The organism is Phocaeicola intestinalis (assembly GCF_014837065.1).
In the GTDB taxonomy this organism is placed as follows: Bacteria; Bacteroidota; Bacteroidia; order Bacteroidales; family Bacteroidaceae; genus Phocaeicola; species Phocaeicola intestinalis.
Map to the genome: position 1 here is coordinate 38,322 of NZ_JACSPP010000022.1, position 16,000 is coordinate 54,321.

General features: G+C 45.5%; 15 protein-coding genes. 13 read left to right on the forward strand and 2 right to left on the reverse strand.

What is annotated here, in order from left to right:
• Nucleotides 1-123 precede the first annotated feature (123 nt).
• The 5 genes from H9625_RS08750 (at nt 124) to H9625_RS08770 (ending at nt 5,646) form a co-directional block, all read left to right on the forward strand.
• Nucleotides 124-1,743 carry a thiamine pyrophosphate-dependent enzyme gene (locus H9625_RS08750; protein WP_191763948.1) on the forward strand — a complete coding sequence of 540 codons (1,620 nt, stop codon included), beginning with the start codon at nt 124-126 and terminating at the stop codon, nt 1,741-1,743.
• Complete coding sequence (locus tag H9625_RS08755) at nt 1,740-2,336, forward strand: indolepyruvate oxidoreductase subunit beta (protein WP_022039889.1); 597 nt, start codon at nt 1,740-1,742, stop codon at nt 2,334-2,336. The genes H9625_RS08750 and H9625_RS08755 overlap by 4 nt, the downstream gene beginning before the upstream one ends.
• Before the next feature lie 138 nt (nt 2,337-2,474).
• Nucleotides 2,475-3,803 (forward strand): aminotransferase class I/II-fold pyridoxal phosphate-dependent enzyme, encoded by a 1,329-nt coding sequence (locus tag H9625_RS08760; protein WP_191763950.1) that lies wholly within the window; start codon nt 2,475-2,477, stop codon nt 3,801-3,803.
• Between the two features lie 69 nt (nt 3,804-3,872).
• Nucleotides 3,873-5,174 carry a phenylacetate--CoA ligase family protein gene (locus H9625_RS08765; RefSeq protein WP_022039891.1) on the forward strand — a complete coding sequence of 434 codons (1,302 nt, stop codon included), beginning with the start codon at nt 3,873-3,875 and terminating at the stop codon, nt 5,172-5,174.
• Between the two features lie 64 nt (nt 5,175-5,238).
• Nucleotides 5,239-5,646 (forward strand): amino acid-binding ACT domain protein, encoded by a 408-nt coding sequence (locus H9625_RS08770; RefSeq protein ID WP_022039892.1) that lies wholly within the window; start codon nt 5,239-5,241, stop codon nt 5,644-5,646.
• A gap of 194 nt (nt 5,647-5,840) precedes the next feature.
• On the opposite strand, the gene H9625_RS08775 is transcribed toward H9625_RS08770, so the two are convergent.
• The gene (locus H9625_RS08775; RefSeq protein ID WP_022039893.1) at nt 5,841-6,137 is read right to left on the reverse strand and encodes a chaperone modulator CbpM; all 297 of its coding nucleotides are present in this window, start codon (nt 6,135-6,137) and stop codon (nt 5,841-5,843) included.
• 187 nt (nt 6,138-6,324) lie between these two features.
• Complete coding sequence (locus H9625_RS08780; protein WP_191763951.1) at nt 6,325-7,257, reverse strand: DnaJ C-terminal domain-containing protein; 933 nt, start codon at nt 7,255-7,257, stop codon at nt 6,325-6,327.
• Nucleotides 7,258-7,367: 110 nt separating this feature from the next.
• On the opposite strand from H9625_RS08780, the gene H9625_RS08785 reads away from it, so the two are divergent.
• From H9625_RS08785 to H9625_RS08825, 8 genes are all read left to right on the forward strand, one after another.
• The gene (locus H9625_RS08785; RefSeq protein WP_191763953.1) at nt 7,368-9,095 is read left to right on the forward strand and encodes a bifunctional metallophosphatase/5'-nucleotidase; all 1,728 of its coding nucleotides are present in this window, start codon (nt 7,368-7,370) and stop codon (nt 9,093-9,095) included.
• Nucleotides 9,096-9,312: 217 nt separating this feature from the next.
• Nucleotides 9,313-10,734, forward strand: coding sequence for an McrB family protein (locus H9625_RS17690; RefSeq protein ID WP_225226375.1), 1,422 nt, complete (start codon nt 9,313-9,315; stop codon nt 10,732-10,734).
• Nucleotides 10,731-12,059 carry a 5-methylcytosine restriction system specificity protein McrC gene (locus H9625_RS08800; RefSeq protein WP_191763955.1) on the forward strand — a complete coding sequence of 443 codons (1,329 nt, stop codon included), beginning with the start codon at nt 10,731-10,733 and terminating at the stop codon, nt 12,057-12,059. The genes H9625_RS17690 and H9625_RS08800 overlap by 4 nt, the downstream gene beginning before the upstream one ends.
• A 119-nt stretch (nt 12,060-12,178) precedes the next feature.
• Nucleotides 12,179-13,024 carry a metallophosphoesterase gene (locus H9625_RS08805; protein ID WP_191763957.1) on the forward strand — a complete coding sequence of 282 codons (846 nt, stop codon included), beginning with the start codon at nt 12,179-12,181 and terminating at the stop codon, nt 13,022-13,024.
• A gap of 257 nt (nt 13,025-13,281) precedes the next feature.
• Nucleotides 13,282-13,518: a hypothetical protein gene (locus H9625_RS08810; RefSeq protein ID WP_191763959.1), complete on the forward strand. Its 237-nt coding sequence runs from the start codon at nt 13,282-13,284 to the stop codon at nt 13,516-13,518.
• On the forward strand, nt 13,515-13,916 hold the full coding sequence (locus H9625_RS08815) for a hypothetical protein (protein WP_022039897.1): 402 nt from the start codon (nt 13,515-13,517) through the stop codon (nt 13,914-13,916). The genes H9625_RS08810 and H9625_RS08815 overlap by 4 nt, the downstream gene beginning before the upstream one ends.
• Nucleotides 13,913-15,208, forward strand: a complete 1,296-nt coding sequence (locus tag H9625_RS08820) for a DUF3440 domain-containing protein (RefSeq protein WP_191763960.1) — start codon at nt 13,913-13,915, stop codon at nt 15,206-15,208. Before H9625_RS08815 ends, H9625_RS08820 begins: the two co-directional genes overlap by 4 nt.
• A complete protein-coding gene (locus H9625_RS08825; protein ID WP_022039899.1) occupies nt 15,205-15,816 on the forward strand; it encodes an IbrB-like domain-containing protein in 612 nt (203 codons plus the stop codon). Before H9625_RS08820 ends, H9625_RS08825 begins: the two co-directional genes overlap by 4 nt.
• Nucleotides 15,817-16,000: the final 184 nt, after the last annotated feature.

The following is a 16,000-nucleotide window of genomic DNA, read 5'->3' on the forward strand; positions in this document are numbered from 1 at the left end:
CAGTTAATGATTAATGTCAATGTGTGGATAACTAATCACAGAGAATAGCCTCATTGCTGTTATCATTTTTTATTATTACATTTTGGATTCATGTTATTCGATGGTGAACCAATAAACACATTTATGGAAAATAGCGAAAAATTTTTATTATTGGGTGACCAGGCAATAGCTTTGGGAGCCATCCATGCAGGGATTTCAGGGGTATATGCCTATCCGGGAACTCCCTCAACCGAGATTACGGAATACATACAAGATTCGTCTCTGGCAAAAGCCAGAGGATTACACAGTACCTGGTGTACTAACGAGAAGACTGCAATGGAAGCGGCTTTAGGAGTTTCGTATGTGGGCAAGCGTGCATTGGTATGCATGAAACACGTGGGCATGAACGTATGTGCCGATGCTTTTGTTAATTCTGCCATCACGGGAGTGAACGGCGGTATCGTAGTTGTAGCGGCAGACGATCCTTCAATGCACTCATCGCAGAACGAACAAGACTCTCGTTTTTATGGCAAGTTTGCAATGGTACCTGTCTTAGAACCTTCATCGCAACAAGAGGCATACGATATGATGGCATATGCCTACGAACTTTCGGAACGGGAAAAACTTCCTGTACTGATGCGTATTGTAACTCGTTTGGCACACTCACGTGCAGCGGTGCAAGTGAAAAGTTCATTTCTTGATGTGACTTGTACGGGAAGGGAATCAGTACCTTCCGATTGGGTATTGCTGCCAGGTAATGCTCGCCGGCGCTATCTGGAAGTAATTGCCGCCCAACCCCAACTGCTTCAGTTAGCGGAAACTTCTCCTTTCAATAAAACCGTATCACGCGAAGGAAAGGCTGAACGGGGCATTGTAGCATGCGGCATCGGTTATAACTATGTGATGGAAAATTATCCCGAAGGATGTCCGTTCCCGATGGTAAAGGTATCGCAATACCCGCTCCCGATGAAACAGATAGCCGACCTGGCAGAGTCGTGCAAGGAAATACTAGTGGTGGAAGACGGCCAGCCTTTTGTAGAAGAACAATTGAAAGGTTTGCTTCCTTCTCCCTACGTAGTGAAAGGACGTCTGAGCGGAGACTTGCCACGCACCGGAGAATTAACCCCTGATAGTGTGAAGATAGCATTAGGCATTGCCAGCGTAGAGGTGTATGCTCCTGCGCAACATTTAGTACCGCGTCCACCTGCCTTGTGTGTTGGATGCGGCCATCGTGACGTATATGATGCATTAAACCGTGTGGCTGCCGAATATCCAGGTGCGAAAATCTTTGGTGACATCGGATGCTATACGCTGGGAGCGCTTCCTCCGTTCCGTGCATTAAATAGTTGCGTGGATATGGGTGCGTCCATCACAATGGCGAAAGGTGCGGCAGATGCCGGACAATTCCCTGCCATTGCGATTATCGGAGACTCTACATTTACTCATTCAGGAATGACCGGTCTGTTAGATGCAGTGAACGACAAAGCAAACATCACCGTAGTGATTTCGGATAATCTTACCACAGCCATGACCGGCGGACAGGACTCGGCAGGCACCAACAAATTTGAAGCCATCTGCCTGGGGCTGGGCGTAGAGCCAGAGCACGTACGCGTGGTAGTTCCTCTGCCTAAGAATATGGATGAAATTACCCGCATCATCCGCGAAGAAATCGAGTATCAGGGTGTATCGGTTATTATTCCGCGACGTGAGTGCATACAGACATTAAACCGTAAGTTGAAAAAGAAAAGAGCAGAAAAGAAATGAAAACAGACATTATACTTTCAGGAGTTGGTGGACAAGGTATCTTGTCCATTGCTACCATCATTGGAGAAGCGGCCACCCGTATGGGGTTGGCATTAAAACAAGCCGAAGTACACGGGATGAGTCAGCGTGGGGGCGATGTGCAGTCGAACCTCCGTCTCTCGGACAAACCTATTGCGTCCGATCTTATCCCTTTAGGAACAGCAGATATGATTCTTTCGCTTGAGCCGATGGAGGCGTTGCGTTATCTACCTTTTTTGGCTAAAGACGGATGGATTATTACTTCGTCTGCTCCGTTCAAGAACATCTCTAACTATCCAGATGAACAAGCCTTGACAGATGAACTGAAAGCACAGCCCCACGTAGTGTCACTCGATGTGGAACAATTGGCGAAAGAAAACCAAATGCCAAAGTCTGCAAATGTAATTTTACTGGGAGCTGCATCGGCATTCCTAAAGATTCTCGACCCTGCCACGTTACGCGAAAGCGTGGGACGGATATTCGCCTCGAAGGGAGAAGAAGTCGTGCAAATGAATTACCGTGCTTTCGACATCGGTCACAACTATGTGAAAAAGCTTGGATTTGTGAAGGAATAATAATGCAGGTCCATACTGATTTTCGCAGATTATTGCGATTCATTTATATTGCTGTTTCAAGTGTCCATCGTCAATTGAAATAATCGATTAATCTGCGAAAATCAATATTTTCAAATTGTAAATTATTATATATATTATATGAGCAGTATATTTAATAAGGAATTGGTTGCAGAAGTGGCACGCGAGTTGAAAGTCGCCGACTTGCAAAATGCCACTATCGGCGATGTGTTGCTTGTAGCATCCCGTTTAGAAGAACTGACGGGCATTCCGTTTATCCGTATGGATCAAGGTTCTCCCGGACTCCCGGCAAACAAGGTAGGTATTGAGGCTGAGAAGAAAGCTCTTGATGCGGGATTGGGAGCACAATATCCTGCTGCAGCCGGTGTTCCCGAACTGAAGGAAGCAGCATCCCGTTTCGTAAAAGCATTTATTGATATTGATATCTCTCCTCGCGCATGCATACCTACTACAGGCTCGGTAGCAGCATCATTTGGAGCATTCATTGCCTGTACCCAGCGTATTCCAGGTAAAGATAAAGTGCTTTTCATCGACCCTGGTTTCCCTATCCAGAAGTCGCAACTCCGCATACTGGGCGTAAAATGGGAATATTTTGACATCCACGATTTTCGGGGAAATCCGCTTCGGACCAAACTGGAGAGTTATCTAGAGAAAGGAGATATAGCGGCAATAGTTTATTCTAATCCGAATAACCCTGCATGGATATGTCTGGAGGAAGAGGAATTGAAAATCATCGGCGAACTTGCCACCCGCTATGATGTTGTGGTAATGGAGGACCAGGCTTATTTCTGTATGGATTTCCGCCACCCGTATGGTCATCCGTACCAAGCTCCGTTCGTGCCTACCGTGGCACGCTATACCGACAATTACATCCTGATGCTTTCTGCCTCGAAAATATTCAGCTATGCCGGTCAGCGTATAGCCTTGGCTTGCATATCCGACAAGCTTTTCGACCGTCAGTATCCAGCGTTGGCAGAGCGGTATGAAAACTTGGGAGTATTTGGTCCCACTTTAATCGCTTCCATTCTTTATATGATTACTTCGGGATGTACTGCTACTACCCAATACGGAATGGCAGAGATGCTTAACCGCTCGGTTTCGGGTGAAATCAATTTCGTAGAAGATGTACGCGAATACGAGCGTCGTGCCCGTCGGATGAAGCAGATATTCACGGAAAACGGTTTTACCATTGTGTACGATAGAGATGTGACCCAACAGGTGGGCGACGGTTTTTTCTTCACATTAGGTTATCCGGGTATGACTGGAGGAGAACTTCTTTTAGAATTGATGTATTATGGAGTGAGTAGCATTTCACTCTCTACTACCGGAAGCGAGCAGCAAGGTGTTCGTGCTTGTACCTCGCGGATGTGCGAAGAACTTTATCCGGTGTTGGAAGAACGGATGAAAGCGTTTCATGAGGACCATAACATAATGAATAATAAACAATGAAAATTGTAATTGATAGCAATGAGCCATGCTCAGCCTTAAATTATTAACCATTAATTATTAACAGATTAAATGATTTGGAATCCCAATAAAGAATGTATGCCTCGCGAACAGTTACGTGAGCTGCAAGGCAAACGGTTGCAAAAGCTTGTTGCCTACGTTTATCATAATGTGCCGTTCTATCGGCATAAGATGCAAGAAATGGATTTGATGCCTGAAGACATCAGGAGTATTGATGATATCGTGAAGCTTCCCTTCACCACTAAGCAAGACCTGCGTGACAACTATCCTTATGGACTGATGGCAGCACCGAAATCGGAAGTAGTGCGAGTACATGCCTCATCGGGAACAACTGGAAATCCAACCATCGTGGGCTACACACGCAAGGACCTTGCGATATGGTCGGAGGTGATGTCGCGTTGCCTTTCGGCATATGGCGTGACACGTGAAGATACTTTCTCTGTGAGTTATGGGTATGGATTATTTACAGGAGGTTTAGGAGCGCACTACGGAGTAGAAAACCTAGGTGCCACGGTAATACCAGCTTCGACTGGCAACACAGAAAAACACGTGCGACTTATTCGAGATTTAAAGATTACGGGCATTGCCTGTACCCCATCGTATGCTCTCTACCTAGCAGAAACAGTAGACAAGATGGGCATTAATAAAAATGATTTAAGCCTGCGTATCGGAGCATTCGGAGCTGAACCGTGGACAGAGCATATGCGGCAGGAAATACAGGAACGACTAGGGCTGAAAGGATATAACCTGTATGGCTTGAGCGAGATTATGGGACCGGGTGTGTCATGCGAGTGCGAGGCACAGCATGGATCGCATATCCACGAAGACCATTTTTATCCTGAAATCATTGACCCTGTTACCTTGGAGCCTCTCCCTATTGGAGAACAAGGTGAATTGGTATTCACCACACTTACCAAAGAAGGGATGCCTTTACTACGTTACCGCACCAAAGACCTTACTTCGCTGATGCCCGGCGAATGCGCTTGTGGGCGTACCAGCGTACGTATGACTCCCATTATGGGGCGGAGCGATGACATGCTGATTATCCGTGGTATCAATGTCTTTCCTTCACAAGTGGAAAGTGTGATATTGAGCATGAAGGAGTTCGAACCACGATATATGCTTGTAGTAGACCGGGTAAACAATCTCGACACCTTACAAGTACAGGTGGAAGTTCGACGTGATTACTTTAACGACGATATCGGCGGTATGCTAGCTTTGAGAAAACAGTTGGCAGACAAGTTGAAGAGTGTGCTTTCCATCAGTGCTGACGTGAAATTAATGGAACCGAACAGCATTCAACGCAGCCAGGGCAAATCACAACGTGTAATAGATAAACGGGTATTGGTGTAAAAATTTGTTCCAGATAGTTTTACAGGACATATTTAGAGTTTAGTCAACTTAAAATAAAAAACTTATGACAATTAAACAATTATCAGTCTTCTTAGAAAACAAAACCGGACGAATCAACGAAGTAGTACGTATCTTGGGGACGAACGGTATCAATATGCATGCTTTCAGTATGGCGGAGACAACAGATTTCGGCATTCTCCGCTTAATAGTGTCTGATGTAGACAAAGCAGTAGAAGTACTTCGCTCACATGATTTTGCCGTGATTTCCACAGATGTCGTTTGTTTAAGTTGTGTCAATGAACCAGGTGCATTGGCAGTCATTTTGGAATACCTGGCACAAGAACAGATTTTTATCGAGTACATGTATGCCTTCGCCCAAAACGACCGGGCGAACGTGGTCATCAAGCCTAACGACCTGAAGCATTGCCTGGAAGTGCTTCAAGCCCACCAATGCGACGTATTGACCTTTTGACAATTTATTCACTAATTTTCTGTTTTACAGTGATGACTTTTACATTCCACCATCTGTAGGAACAAGGTCTTGCCCACTTATACGTTATTCACGTTTATGCTTCCAAGCAGGCAACTCCTGTTCTTACAGAAGGTTGGTGAAAGGAGCCTTACAAACAAAAAATTGTTTTCAACCGGAAACTTGTATCCGATTTGTCAATTGCCTATTGTATAGAAATGCAATTCATTTTCCAGCTTGCGCACGCGCTCTTGCAGGTCTTCTATCCGCCGGAGCAGGTGTCGGATGGCATCAATGCCTTCGATGTTAATCGACAAGTCGTAATACAGATGGGTGTAACGCTCCAGTTCGCCCAATTGGGAAGCCGGGAAATAACCGGTATTTCCGATAATTTCTACATCTATCAGTCCGCCTTCGCCTAACATCAGTACGAAATCCGGCTCGATGTCGCACCGTTCGCAATAATCGTTTATGATAATCAAATCGTTTTGCATAATCTTTGAGTTTTTAAGTTGTTGAGTTTGAAGCACAGATTTTCGTGGATTAACGCGGATTTCTTAATTTACGATTTGACAATTTACCATCTACTATTTGAGCATTAAATCGTACTTCGTAAATCGGAAAATAGTAAATTAAAAAAATCTGCGATAATCCGCATTAATCTGCGTTTCAATAAAAGCATCACGCTCCTTTTTGCAACTCCCGGAAGAGGTCTTTCTGATGTTCCGTGAGCGAAGTCGGGATAGTTATATGATACGTTACCAGCAGGTCGCCGAAACTGCCTTCTTGCTTGTAGACCGGAAAGCCTTTGCCCTTCAGGCGCACCATCGCGCCGTTTTGCGTGCCGGGACGCACCTTCAGTTTCACTTGCCCGTCGAGCGTGTTCACCGTGACCTCGCCGCCCAATACAGCCGTGTAAAGGTCGATGGTGACATCGGTATACAGGTCGTTGTCTTTCCGCTTGAATACAGGGTCATCGCCCACTACGAACGTGATGTACAAGTCGCCGTCCGGACCTCCGTTGGTACCTTTCCCGCCATGGCCTTTCAGCTTGATGACCTGCCCGTCCGCCACGCCTGCAGGCACCGTGATACGCAAGGTTTCTCCGCCCACGGTAAAAGTCTGCTTATGCGTCGCCGCCGCCTCACGCAACGTAAGGTGCAGCTCCGCTTCGATATCCTGCCCTCGGAAGGCTCCTCTTCCCCGCCGGTCGCTTGCACCTCCACGGTGCCCGAACAGTTCTTCGAAGAAATCGGAGAAGCCTCCGGCATTTCCGCCAAATCCGCCGGTAAAATGCTGCCCGTCGGTAGAATACCAGTATTCCGTTCCGCCGGCGGCATCTCCCTGACGTGCCTGATAAGCCCTCTGCTGTGCTTCGAACTCATCGGCATGCTTCCAGTTCTCCCCATAAGCGTCGTATTTCTTTCGCTTCTCGGGGTCGCTCAATACCTCGTTGGCCTCGTTTATCGCCTGAAACTTTTCCTTCGCGCTCGGGTCGTTCGGGTTCAGGTCCGGGTGATACTTGCGTGCCAGCTTACGGTATGCTTTCTTGATGTCGTCTTGAGTTGCCGTTTTGTCAACTCCCAAAATGCTGTAATAGTCTATGTAAGCCATATAGTCAGTTGTTTTTTTACGCGAAAAGGAACAAAGTCTATGCCAATGACATTATTTTAACTATCTTTGCACTAACCGACAATTTGTCACATCACATAAAAACCAAACTTATGCATATCCGAAACTATCTTATGGCGTTGCTCGGCGCCGGAAGCATGCTGGGCGTACAGGCATCGAACACCGAAGAAATTACCATCAAACTGTTGGAGACAAGCGACGTGCACGGGGCTTATTTCCCCTACGACTTTATCAACCGGCGCCCACAGAAGGGCAGCCTGGCACGGATTTCCACCTTCGTGGATGCCCAGCGCAAGCAATACGGCGACAACGTACTGCTTTTCGATAACGGAGACATCCTGCAAGGACAGCCCGTAGCCTATTACTACAACTACATCGACACGGCCTCGACCCACGTATGCGCTGCCATGCTCAACTACCTGAAATACGACGCAGGCAATATGGGGAACCACGACATCGAGACAGGACATGCCGTATACGACCGCTGGGCGAAGCAATGCCGCTTTCCGATGCTGGGCGCCAACATCATCGACCGGCGCACGGGCGAGCCTTACTTCCCTCCATACCGCGTGTTCGAACGCAACGGCGTGCGCATCGCCGTGCTGGGGCTTATCACACCCGCCATCCCCTCGTGGCTGCCCGAAACGATGTGGAGCGGACTGCGCTTCGAGGATATGGAAACATGCGCGCGCCGATGGGCAGGCATTATCGCCGCCAAAGAGCATCCCGATGTACTGGTAGGGCTGTTTCATGCCGGACCGGAAGGGAACCTGCTGGATAACGTAGTAGAAAACGGCTCGGAAGCGGTGGCACGCAACGTGCCGGGCTTCGACATTGTATTCATGGGGCACGACCACCGCCGCCTGTGCAAGAAGATATGCAACGCGGAAGGTGACTCGGTATTGCTCATCAATCCTGCCAATGCCGCCCGCACCATAGCCGACGTAACCCTGAAAGTGACGCGCCAAGACGGCCGCATCCTGAAAAAAACGGTTGAAGGCAAGCTGAGCGATGTGTCCTCCCTTCCCATCGACGAAGACTTCATGCAGGCGTTCGACCCGCAATACCAAGCCACGCTCGGTTTCGTGTCGCGCAAGATAGGAAGCATCCGGCAAACCATCTCCACGAAAGACGCCTATTTCGGCTCTTCGGCATTCATCGACCTGCTCCACCAGCTCCAGCTCGACATTACAGGAGCCGACATCTCGTTCTGCGCCCCGCTCTCGTTTGATGCTGAAATCAAGGCGGGCGACATCTACATGAGCGACATGTTCAACCTCTACAAGTACGAAAACCTGCTCTACACGATGCGCCTTACCGGACGCGAAATCAAAGGTTTCCTCGAAATGTCGTATGCCTTGTGGACCAACCGGATGCAATCACCCGATGACCACCTGCTCCTGCTCAACGACAAAGACGAAGGTTTCGGCCGCCTGAAGAACCCAAGCTTCAACTTCGATTCGGCGGCAGGCATTCTTTACACGGTAGATGTCACCAAGCCCGAAGGCGAGAAAATCACCATCACGAGCTTAGCAGACGGCACACCGTTCGACCTTGACCGCACCTACACCGTAGCCGTCAATTCGTACCGGGGCAACGGAGGAGGTGACTTGCTGACCCGAGGGGCAGGCATCCCCAAAGAAGAACTCCCCCGGCGCATCGTCTTTTCTACCGACAAAGACCTGCGCTATTACCTGATGAAACGCATCGAAGAGGTCGGGACACTCGACCCGCATCCCTTGAACCACTGGCGTTTCATCCCCGATGAGTGGGTAAAACCTGCCGCCGAACGCGACAGGCAGCTGCTCTTCAACAAATGATTGACAACTATTAAAAATATATGTTGTTTTTTGCTCCAAACCGTTTTGTTGGATACAAAAATAGCAATACCCAAAAATAGCAATATGACCAAGCATACAGAAAATCATGGAATTGGTACACAAACTAATGAATATTTTCGTAGGAACAGATTATATAAAGTATCAGAGGATGAGTTTTTGAGAAAGCAATTCAAGAATTTCAGCAAATCATACAAATATGGGAACAACAGATAAATACAGTGAATGCATTGCTTTATTGGAAGCAAACAAGAATCTTATTTTGACCGGTGCGCCGGGCACAGGGAAAACTTACTTGGCACGTGAGATTGCTACAGCTATGGGAGCGGAATGGGAATTCGTGCAATTTCATCCATCGTATGATTATACGGATTTTGTCGAAGGGTTAAGACCGACTCCTCCCGATAGTAGAGGCAATATAGGATTTGAACGGAAAAACGGGGTGTTTAAGGAGTTTTGTAAAAGGGCGATAGAAGAAAAAGAGAATATTCAACCGATTACTCCTAATGATACATCTCAATCTGTTGCTCCAAATAATCCATTAAAAAAAGAGACGAATACTTCAGTTTCATTTGAAACTGTATATCAATCAATTGTTGAGGACATACGCAATAGAAAAATACAGTATACGAATTGGAGAAATTGCAAACCTTTTAAACTGGAAATACGAAATGGAAGAATATGGTATGAAAACAGATTTGAAAAAGAAGACAATATAAAGAGAATGTATGAATATTGTGTCGCTAAAAACAAATTTGATATTAGCTATTGGGGACGAGATGATTTCTTTGATTTAGCAAAGAAAGTAACTAATACTGCATCTACTGTAGATTATACACTTTATGGGTGGATTTTACAAGAATTACTTTCAAGAACAAAGAAACTGAAAAGTGAAGAGCCGAAATCAAACACTATACAAAAGCACTATTTTTCACATCCGGATATACTGCCATTGATGCAATCTACAAATAATGCATCAAATATTTCCCGACCAATTACTTTTTCCCCTAAAAAAGCCTCAAAGCCTTTCGTTTTCATCATCGATGAAATAAACCGAGGCGAAATCTCCAAGATATTCGGCGAACTATTCTTTAGTATCGATCCTGGCTATCGAGGCGAAAGCGGACGGGTAAAGACCCAATATCAAAACATGATAGATGAAAAAGATCCGTTTTATGAAGGCTTTTATGTTCCGGAAAACGTCTATATCATCGGAACGATGAACGATATTGACCGAAGCGTGGAAAGTATGGACTTCGCCATGCGCCGCCGCTTTGCATGGAAAGAAATAAAAGCAAATGAGAATACCGGTATGCTGGATAGTTTTGGAGGATTGAAAAATGAAATTATAAGCAAGATGAATCGGCTGAACAATGCCATTTGGAACGAAGAAACCAACGAAGGCATTGAAGGACTTAGCGCGGCTTATCATATTGGAGGGGCATACTTCAAGAAACTGGAACTATATGACTATGAAAATAATTTGCCGGAAGCTTATCAGCAACTATGGGAAAACCATTTGCGGGGCGTGCTTTTCGAATACCTGAGAGGTTCATTCAATGCGGCTGATAACCTGAAAAAGTTGGAAGAGGTTTATTATTCGAAAGGCATATACGAATGATGGAGTGGAAAGACAATAGCGAACATCTTCTGACGGAGAATGTGGAAAGGCTGTTGCCTTTTGCCAACACTCCGGTTTCTTCCTTGGTGGATGACAAAGGAAAGCCTTTGCTCGTTTTTCCTTTATCCTTTCAGGAGTGTGAAGACTGTATAGGCAAGCAACACCTGTTTGACATTGCGCCCAAAGGGAAGAGTTATGTGGTGAAAACAGGAAACTTAGCTGGATTCATAGGTCTGAATGATATGTACATAACCATCCGTTCACGGTTCGGGACGGAGAACGGTGATGACTATTTCCTGCATTATATGTTGAAAAAAGTCTTATCCGTCAATCTGTTTAATCTGAAGCATACGGCTACAGACGAACAGATATTTGATTTCCTGCTACATCTGTTTCCTTATTTCCTGAATAAAGCGTTGGTGCAAGGTCTTTATAAGGAATATCGGCGAAATGAATACAACGACTGCAACCTGAGAGGCACGATTGACATCAGCCGGCATATCAGGTGCAACATGCCCTTTAACGGACGTGTGGCATATCGCACGAGGGAGTTCAGTTATGACAATCATGTGACCCAACTGATACGCCATACGGTGGAATATATCCGTACCAAACGGTTGGGCGAAATGGTTTTGCACACAAACGTAGATACGCAAGAGAATGTTTCCCAAATCGTTTCGGCCACCTCAACGTATCAGAGGCAAGACAGGCTACAGGTTATCAAAAGCAATTTGAGACCTGTTGTCCACCCCTACTATACACAATATGTACCTTTACAGAAACTTTGCTTGAAAATACTAAGCCATGAGCGATTAAGATACGGACAAGACAAGGATGAAATTTATGGCATTTTGTTCGATGTGTCATGGCTTTGGGAAGAATATTTAAACACATTGCTCACTCCTTTAGGGTTCAAGCATCCTGATAACAGGCAGAATGCCGGAGGTGTCTGGTTGGGATATAGTCTGATAGAGAATAAAAAAAGAAACGCTTTTTTGCGTTATCCTGATTTTTATGACAAAGAAAGAAGCATCATCTTGGATGCCAAATACAAGAGCCAGATTGATTATGTTGCCGATGTAAACCAAGTCATTACCTACCTGTATCGGATGAAAGGGCGTATCGGTATGTTTGTCCAGCCAACACCTGATGAAAATGAACCAAAATCATATAGCTTGCGAGGATATGGTGAAGATGGCGATGCCCGTCTGATTGAATACCCGTTTCAGATTCCGGCAAGCGTTTCAAGCTTCGAGGATTTTGAAAGAAAGATAAGGCTTTCTGAAACAGCGTTAAAAGAGCAAATAGAAATTTTGCATCCATAAGAGTCACCCGAACAAGCCAAGCGATGCAGATTGCGACTATTAGAATGAATTCCAACCATAAAAAGACTCCGGCATCCAATCTTTTACTACCTTTACACACGCAAAAACAATAAACCGATATGTACAAATACAAACTGATATGGATAATCACCGCTTGTCTGGCTCTCACCTCATGCGCCACCGCTTCCTTCTCGAAATACAAAGGAGTGGGACGCATCAAGCGGTATGAGATTTACAGCGAGCAAGTGCCCGACTCTTTCAACGGGTTCCGCATCGCTTTTGCTTCCGACTTCCATTACGAAAGCCGGTTTGATGCCAAGCGCCTGCATGGAGCCATCCGTGCCTTGCAAGCGGCAGATGCAGATGTCCTCTTATTGGGAGGAGACTATCGCGGACGGGAAGGAGGAGATATGGAAGAACTGTTCTCGGCACTGGCACAGGTAAAGACACGTTTCGGCACATACGCCGTCATGGGCAACCACGAACGGGGAAAAAGCGACACGTTGGTGCGCCGCGCCATGGCACATACGGGAGTGCGTCTGCTGGAACATAAAACGGATACCTTATGGAAAGGAAACGAATACATCCTGATATGCGGTATCCGCAATCCGTTCGACCTGAAACGGAACGGTGTATCGCCTACCCTTGCGCTTCGTGCGGAAGACTTTGTGGTAATGCTGGTACATACCCCCGATTATGTGGAAGACACGGACGTATCGAACACCGACCTTGCCTTGGCAGGACATACGCATGGCGGACAAGTCAGCCTGTTCCGCCGGTGGAGTCCTGCACACTTCTCCAAATACGGGAACCGCTTCCTCACGGGACTGAAGCACAACAGCCAGGGCATCCCCCTCATCATCACCAACGGGCTGGGCACCTCGCGGAAAGACATCCGCCTCTTCACGCCCAGCGAAGTGGTAGTAGTAGAACTCAAACAACAATTCCCCAAGCCATCAAAATAATTGGAGTTTCTGATTGGGTTGTATTATCAATCCAGATAGCATCTTTTTATAGTTTCCATATCAAAACCGTACGTTCTCCATATGGAAACCGTATGTTTTCGATATGGAGAACGTACGGTTTTGATATGGAGAACGTAAAAAGAAGACAACCAGAAGCAGAAACTGAACCTTTCAATCATACATTTATTCGTATCTGCTGAACAAACGTAGAAACAGTTTCTTCCAGGTTTTAGAAGCTGTTTTGAATTTATCGTGCGATGATTTGGGATGAGTTTTTGAGGCATTTTCGCTTCTGTGATGAGGAAGATAGCGGGCTATCTGACGAAGAACAGGAGCGGAAAGGACCAAAAAATCGCCCAAAGCACACACGAAAACGGATACATCAAGACAAGAAAAACTTTTTGGAGAAATTCAAAACAGCTTCTCAAAACAGCTTCTTATTTTTAACCGATGATTTCGTATATTTGCAGAACATTCAAAACATTCACGTATGACACACATCATTCAATTAGAAGGAACTGATAAACAATTATACCCATTGATCGGACCGCTTGTAATGAATCCTGATGTACTCCGATACAACAACCGATACCCTTTCAAAACCGGGAAAAAATTCCGTTGGTACATTGCCGTCAACAAACAAAATGAAGCCATCGGTTTTATTCCGATTGAAAATAAAGCGAGCGAATGCCTCATTAATAATTATTACGCACAAAAGGAAGGGCATGATGAAATCCTGACCGACTTATTACAAACCGTATGTGCCGACTATACAGGCGATACACCCCATCTGACCGCACTGGTACAGACTGTGCATAAAGAATTGTTCATCAGACTAGGTTTCAGCACCATCAAGGAATGGAAGCTTTACATAAAAATGGAAAGAAAATGAAAGAGACAACAGCTAAAAATGTCTACCAGCTGGCACAAGAACGGCTTGACATTATTTTCAAGGAATTTGACAATGTATATGTATCCTTTTCGGGTGGAAAAGACAGTGGGGTCTTGCTGAACATGTGTATCGATTATATCCGAAGTCATAAGCTGAACCGCAAGCTGGGAGTTTACTTCATGGACTATGAAGTGCAATACAAAATGACTATCGACTATGTAGAACGTATCTTTGAAGCAAATAAAGACATTCTAGATGTATACCGCATCTGCGTCCCATTCCGGGTAGCTACCAGCACATCAATGTACCAATCCTACTGGCGCCCTTGGGAAGAAGACAAAAAAGACATCTGGGTACGCCCCATGCCCAATGATGCCACTACCGCAGACAATTTTCCAGGATTCAAGCCAGAAATGTGGGATTACGACTTTCAACTTTACTTTGCCAGTTGGCTTCATGAAAAAAAGAAAGCCATACGCACCTGTTGCCTGGTAGGAATCCGCACACAAGAGAGTTTCAACCGCTGGCGATGCATCTACCAGACTCCTAAAATGTTATTATACCACCGCTATATCTGGACTTGCAAAATTAACAATGACATCTACAACGCTTATCCACTCTATGATTGGCGCACCTCCGATGTATGGGTAGCCAATGCAAAATTCGGCTGGGACTACAATCATCTGTATGATTTATACTACAAAGCAGGAGTCAGTATCGAACGTATGCGCGTAGCCAGTCCGTTTATCGGAGAAGCCATCGAAAGCCTGTCTCTTTATAAAGCAATCGACCCCGACATGTGGGGACGTATGATAGGCCGTGTGAACGGAGTCAATTTTGCCGGTATCTATGGTTCTACCCATGCTACCGCCCGCAACAAAATCAAACTTCCCAAAGGATACACATGGAAATCATTTATGTTTTTCCTCCTATCCACCCTTCCCGAAGAAACAAGGAACGGCTACCTGCGCCGCTTGGATGTCAGCATTAAATTCTGGCGGAACAAAGGAGGATGTTTGAGCGATGAAGTCATCCAAAAACTGATTGATGCCAAAATACCTATAGAAATCATGGACAAAAGCAACTACAAAACCCATAAACATCCTGTACGTATGGAATATCAGGAAGATATCGACATTCCCGAGTTCCGCGAAATCCCTACTTACAAACGAATGTGTATTTGCATCTTACGAAATGACCATGCCTGCAAATACATGGGATTCTCGCCCAACAAGGAAGAAATCAGCAAGAAAAACCAAATAATGGAAAATTACAAACATATCTGGAGATGAGAAAGAAAAAAGAACAACTTGAGGAACCTATCCCCCAAAACTATAAAAGTCCGGTATACAATGTCATTGCCGTACCAGTAGAAAAAGTACATGCCAACGATTACAATCCGAACAAAGTGGCACCGCCTGAAATGAAATTGCTCGAATTGTCTATTTGGGAAGATGGCTTTACCATGCCTTGTGTGTGTTACTACGACCATGAAAAAGATGAGTATATACTGGTAGACGGTTTTCACCGATATAGTGTATTAAAAAAATCAAAACGCATATACGAACGTGAGAAAGGTATGCTTCCGGTAGTAATAATCGATAAAGACCTGTCAAACCGTATCGGTTCTACCATCCGACACAACCGCGCACGGGGAACACACGATGTAGACCTTATGTCGCACATCGTATCCGAATTGGACAAAGCTGGCATGAGCGACCAATGGATAATGAAAAACATCGGGATGGACCGCGATGAACTGCTCCGTCTGAAACAGATATCCGGACTTGCCGAACTTTTTATCGATAAAAACTTTACGATTCCACCAGCTAAGCCCACTTATCTGCCCGACCCTGAAAATACAGAAGAAAATGCTGTAAAGAGCGAAATCGAAAAATAAATGCCAAGAAGAGGAATAGAGGAAAGTCTAGGAAAAAACGTTCCACGTATAGGAAGCTGCCTTATAAAGCTATTAAGCAGCTTGTGATTTTCTTTGACTTTCTCTTCCTTAGAAGCTGTTTTGAATTTCTCCAAAAAGTTTTTCTTGGCTTGATGTATCCGTTTTCGTGTGTGCTTTGGGCGAT

Excerpts from the sequence above, each read along its gene's own strand:
- H9625_RS08750 (WP_191763948.1), top strand. The coding sequence starts at position 124 with ATGGAAAATAGCGAAAAATTTTTATTATTGGGTGACCAGGCAATAGCT.
- H9625_RS08755 (WP_022039889.1), top strand. The coding sequence starts at position 1,740 with ATGAAAACAGACATTATACTTTCAGGAGTTGGTGGACAAGGTATCTTG.
- H9625_RS08760 (WP_191763950.1), top strand. The coding sequence starts at position 2,475 with ATGAGCAGTATATTTAATAAGGAATTGGTTGCAGAAGTGGCACGCGAG.
- H9625_RS08765 (WP_022039891.1), top strand. The coding sequence starts at position 3,873 with ATGATTTGGAATCCCAATAAAGAATGTATGCCTCGCGAACAGTTACGT.
- H9625_RS08770 (WP_022039892.1), top strand. The coding sequence starts at position 5,239 with ATGACAATTAAACAATTATCAGTCTTCTTAGAAAACAAAACCGGACGA.
- H9625_RS08775 (WP_022039893.1), bottom strand. The coding sequence starts at position 6,137 with ATGCAAAACGATTTGATTATCATAAACGATTATTGCGAACGGTGCGAC.
- H9625_RS08780 (WP_191763951.1), bottom strand. The coding sequence starts at position 7,257 with ATGGCTTACATAGACTATTACAGCATTTTGGGAGTTGACAAAACGGCA.
- H9625_RS08785 (WP_191763953.1), top strand. The coding sequence starts at position 7,368 with ATGCATATCCGAAACTATCTTATGGCGTTGCTCGGCGCCGGAAGCATG.
- H9625_RS17690 (WP_225226375.1), top strand. The coding sequence starts at position 9,313 with ATGGGAACAACAGATAAATACAGTGAATGCATTGCTTTATTGGAAGCA.
- H9625_RS08800 (WP_191763955.1), top strand. The coding sequence starts at position 10,731 with ATGATGGAGTGGAAAGACAATAGCGAACATCTTCTGACGGAGAATGTG.
- H9625_RS08805 (WP_191763957.1), top strand. The coding sequence starts at position 12,179 with ATGTACAAATACAAACTGATATGGATAATCACCGCTTGTCTGGCTCTC.
- H9625_RS08810 (WP_191763959.1), top strand. The coding sequence starts at position 13,282 with ATGATTTGGGATGAGTTTTTGAGGCATTTTCGCTTCTGTGATGAGGAA.
- H9625_RS08815 (WP_022039897.1), top strand. The coding sequence starts at position 13,515 with ATGACACACATCATTCAATTAGAAGGAACTGATAAACAATTATACCCA.
- H9625_RS08820 (WP_191763960.1), top strand. The coding sequence starts at position 13,913 with ATGAAAGAGACAACAGCTAAAAATGTCTACCAGCTGGCACAAGAACGG.
- H9625_RS08825 (WP_022039899.1), top strand. The coding sequence starts at position 15,205 with ATGAGAAAGAAAAAAGAACAACTTGAGGAACCTATCCCCCAAAACTAT.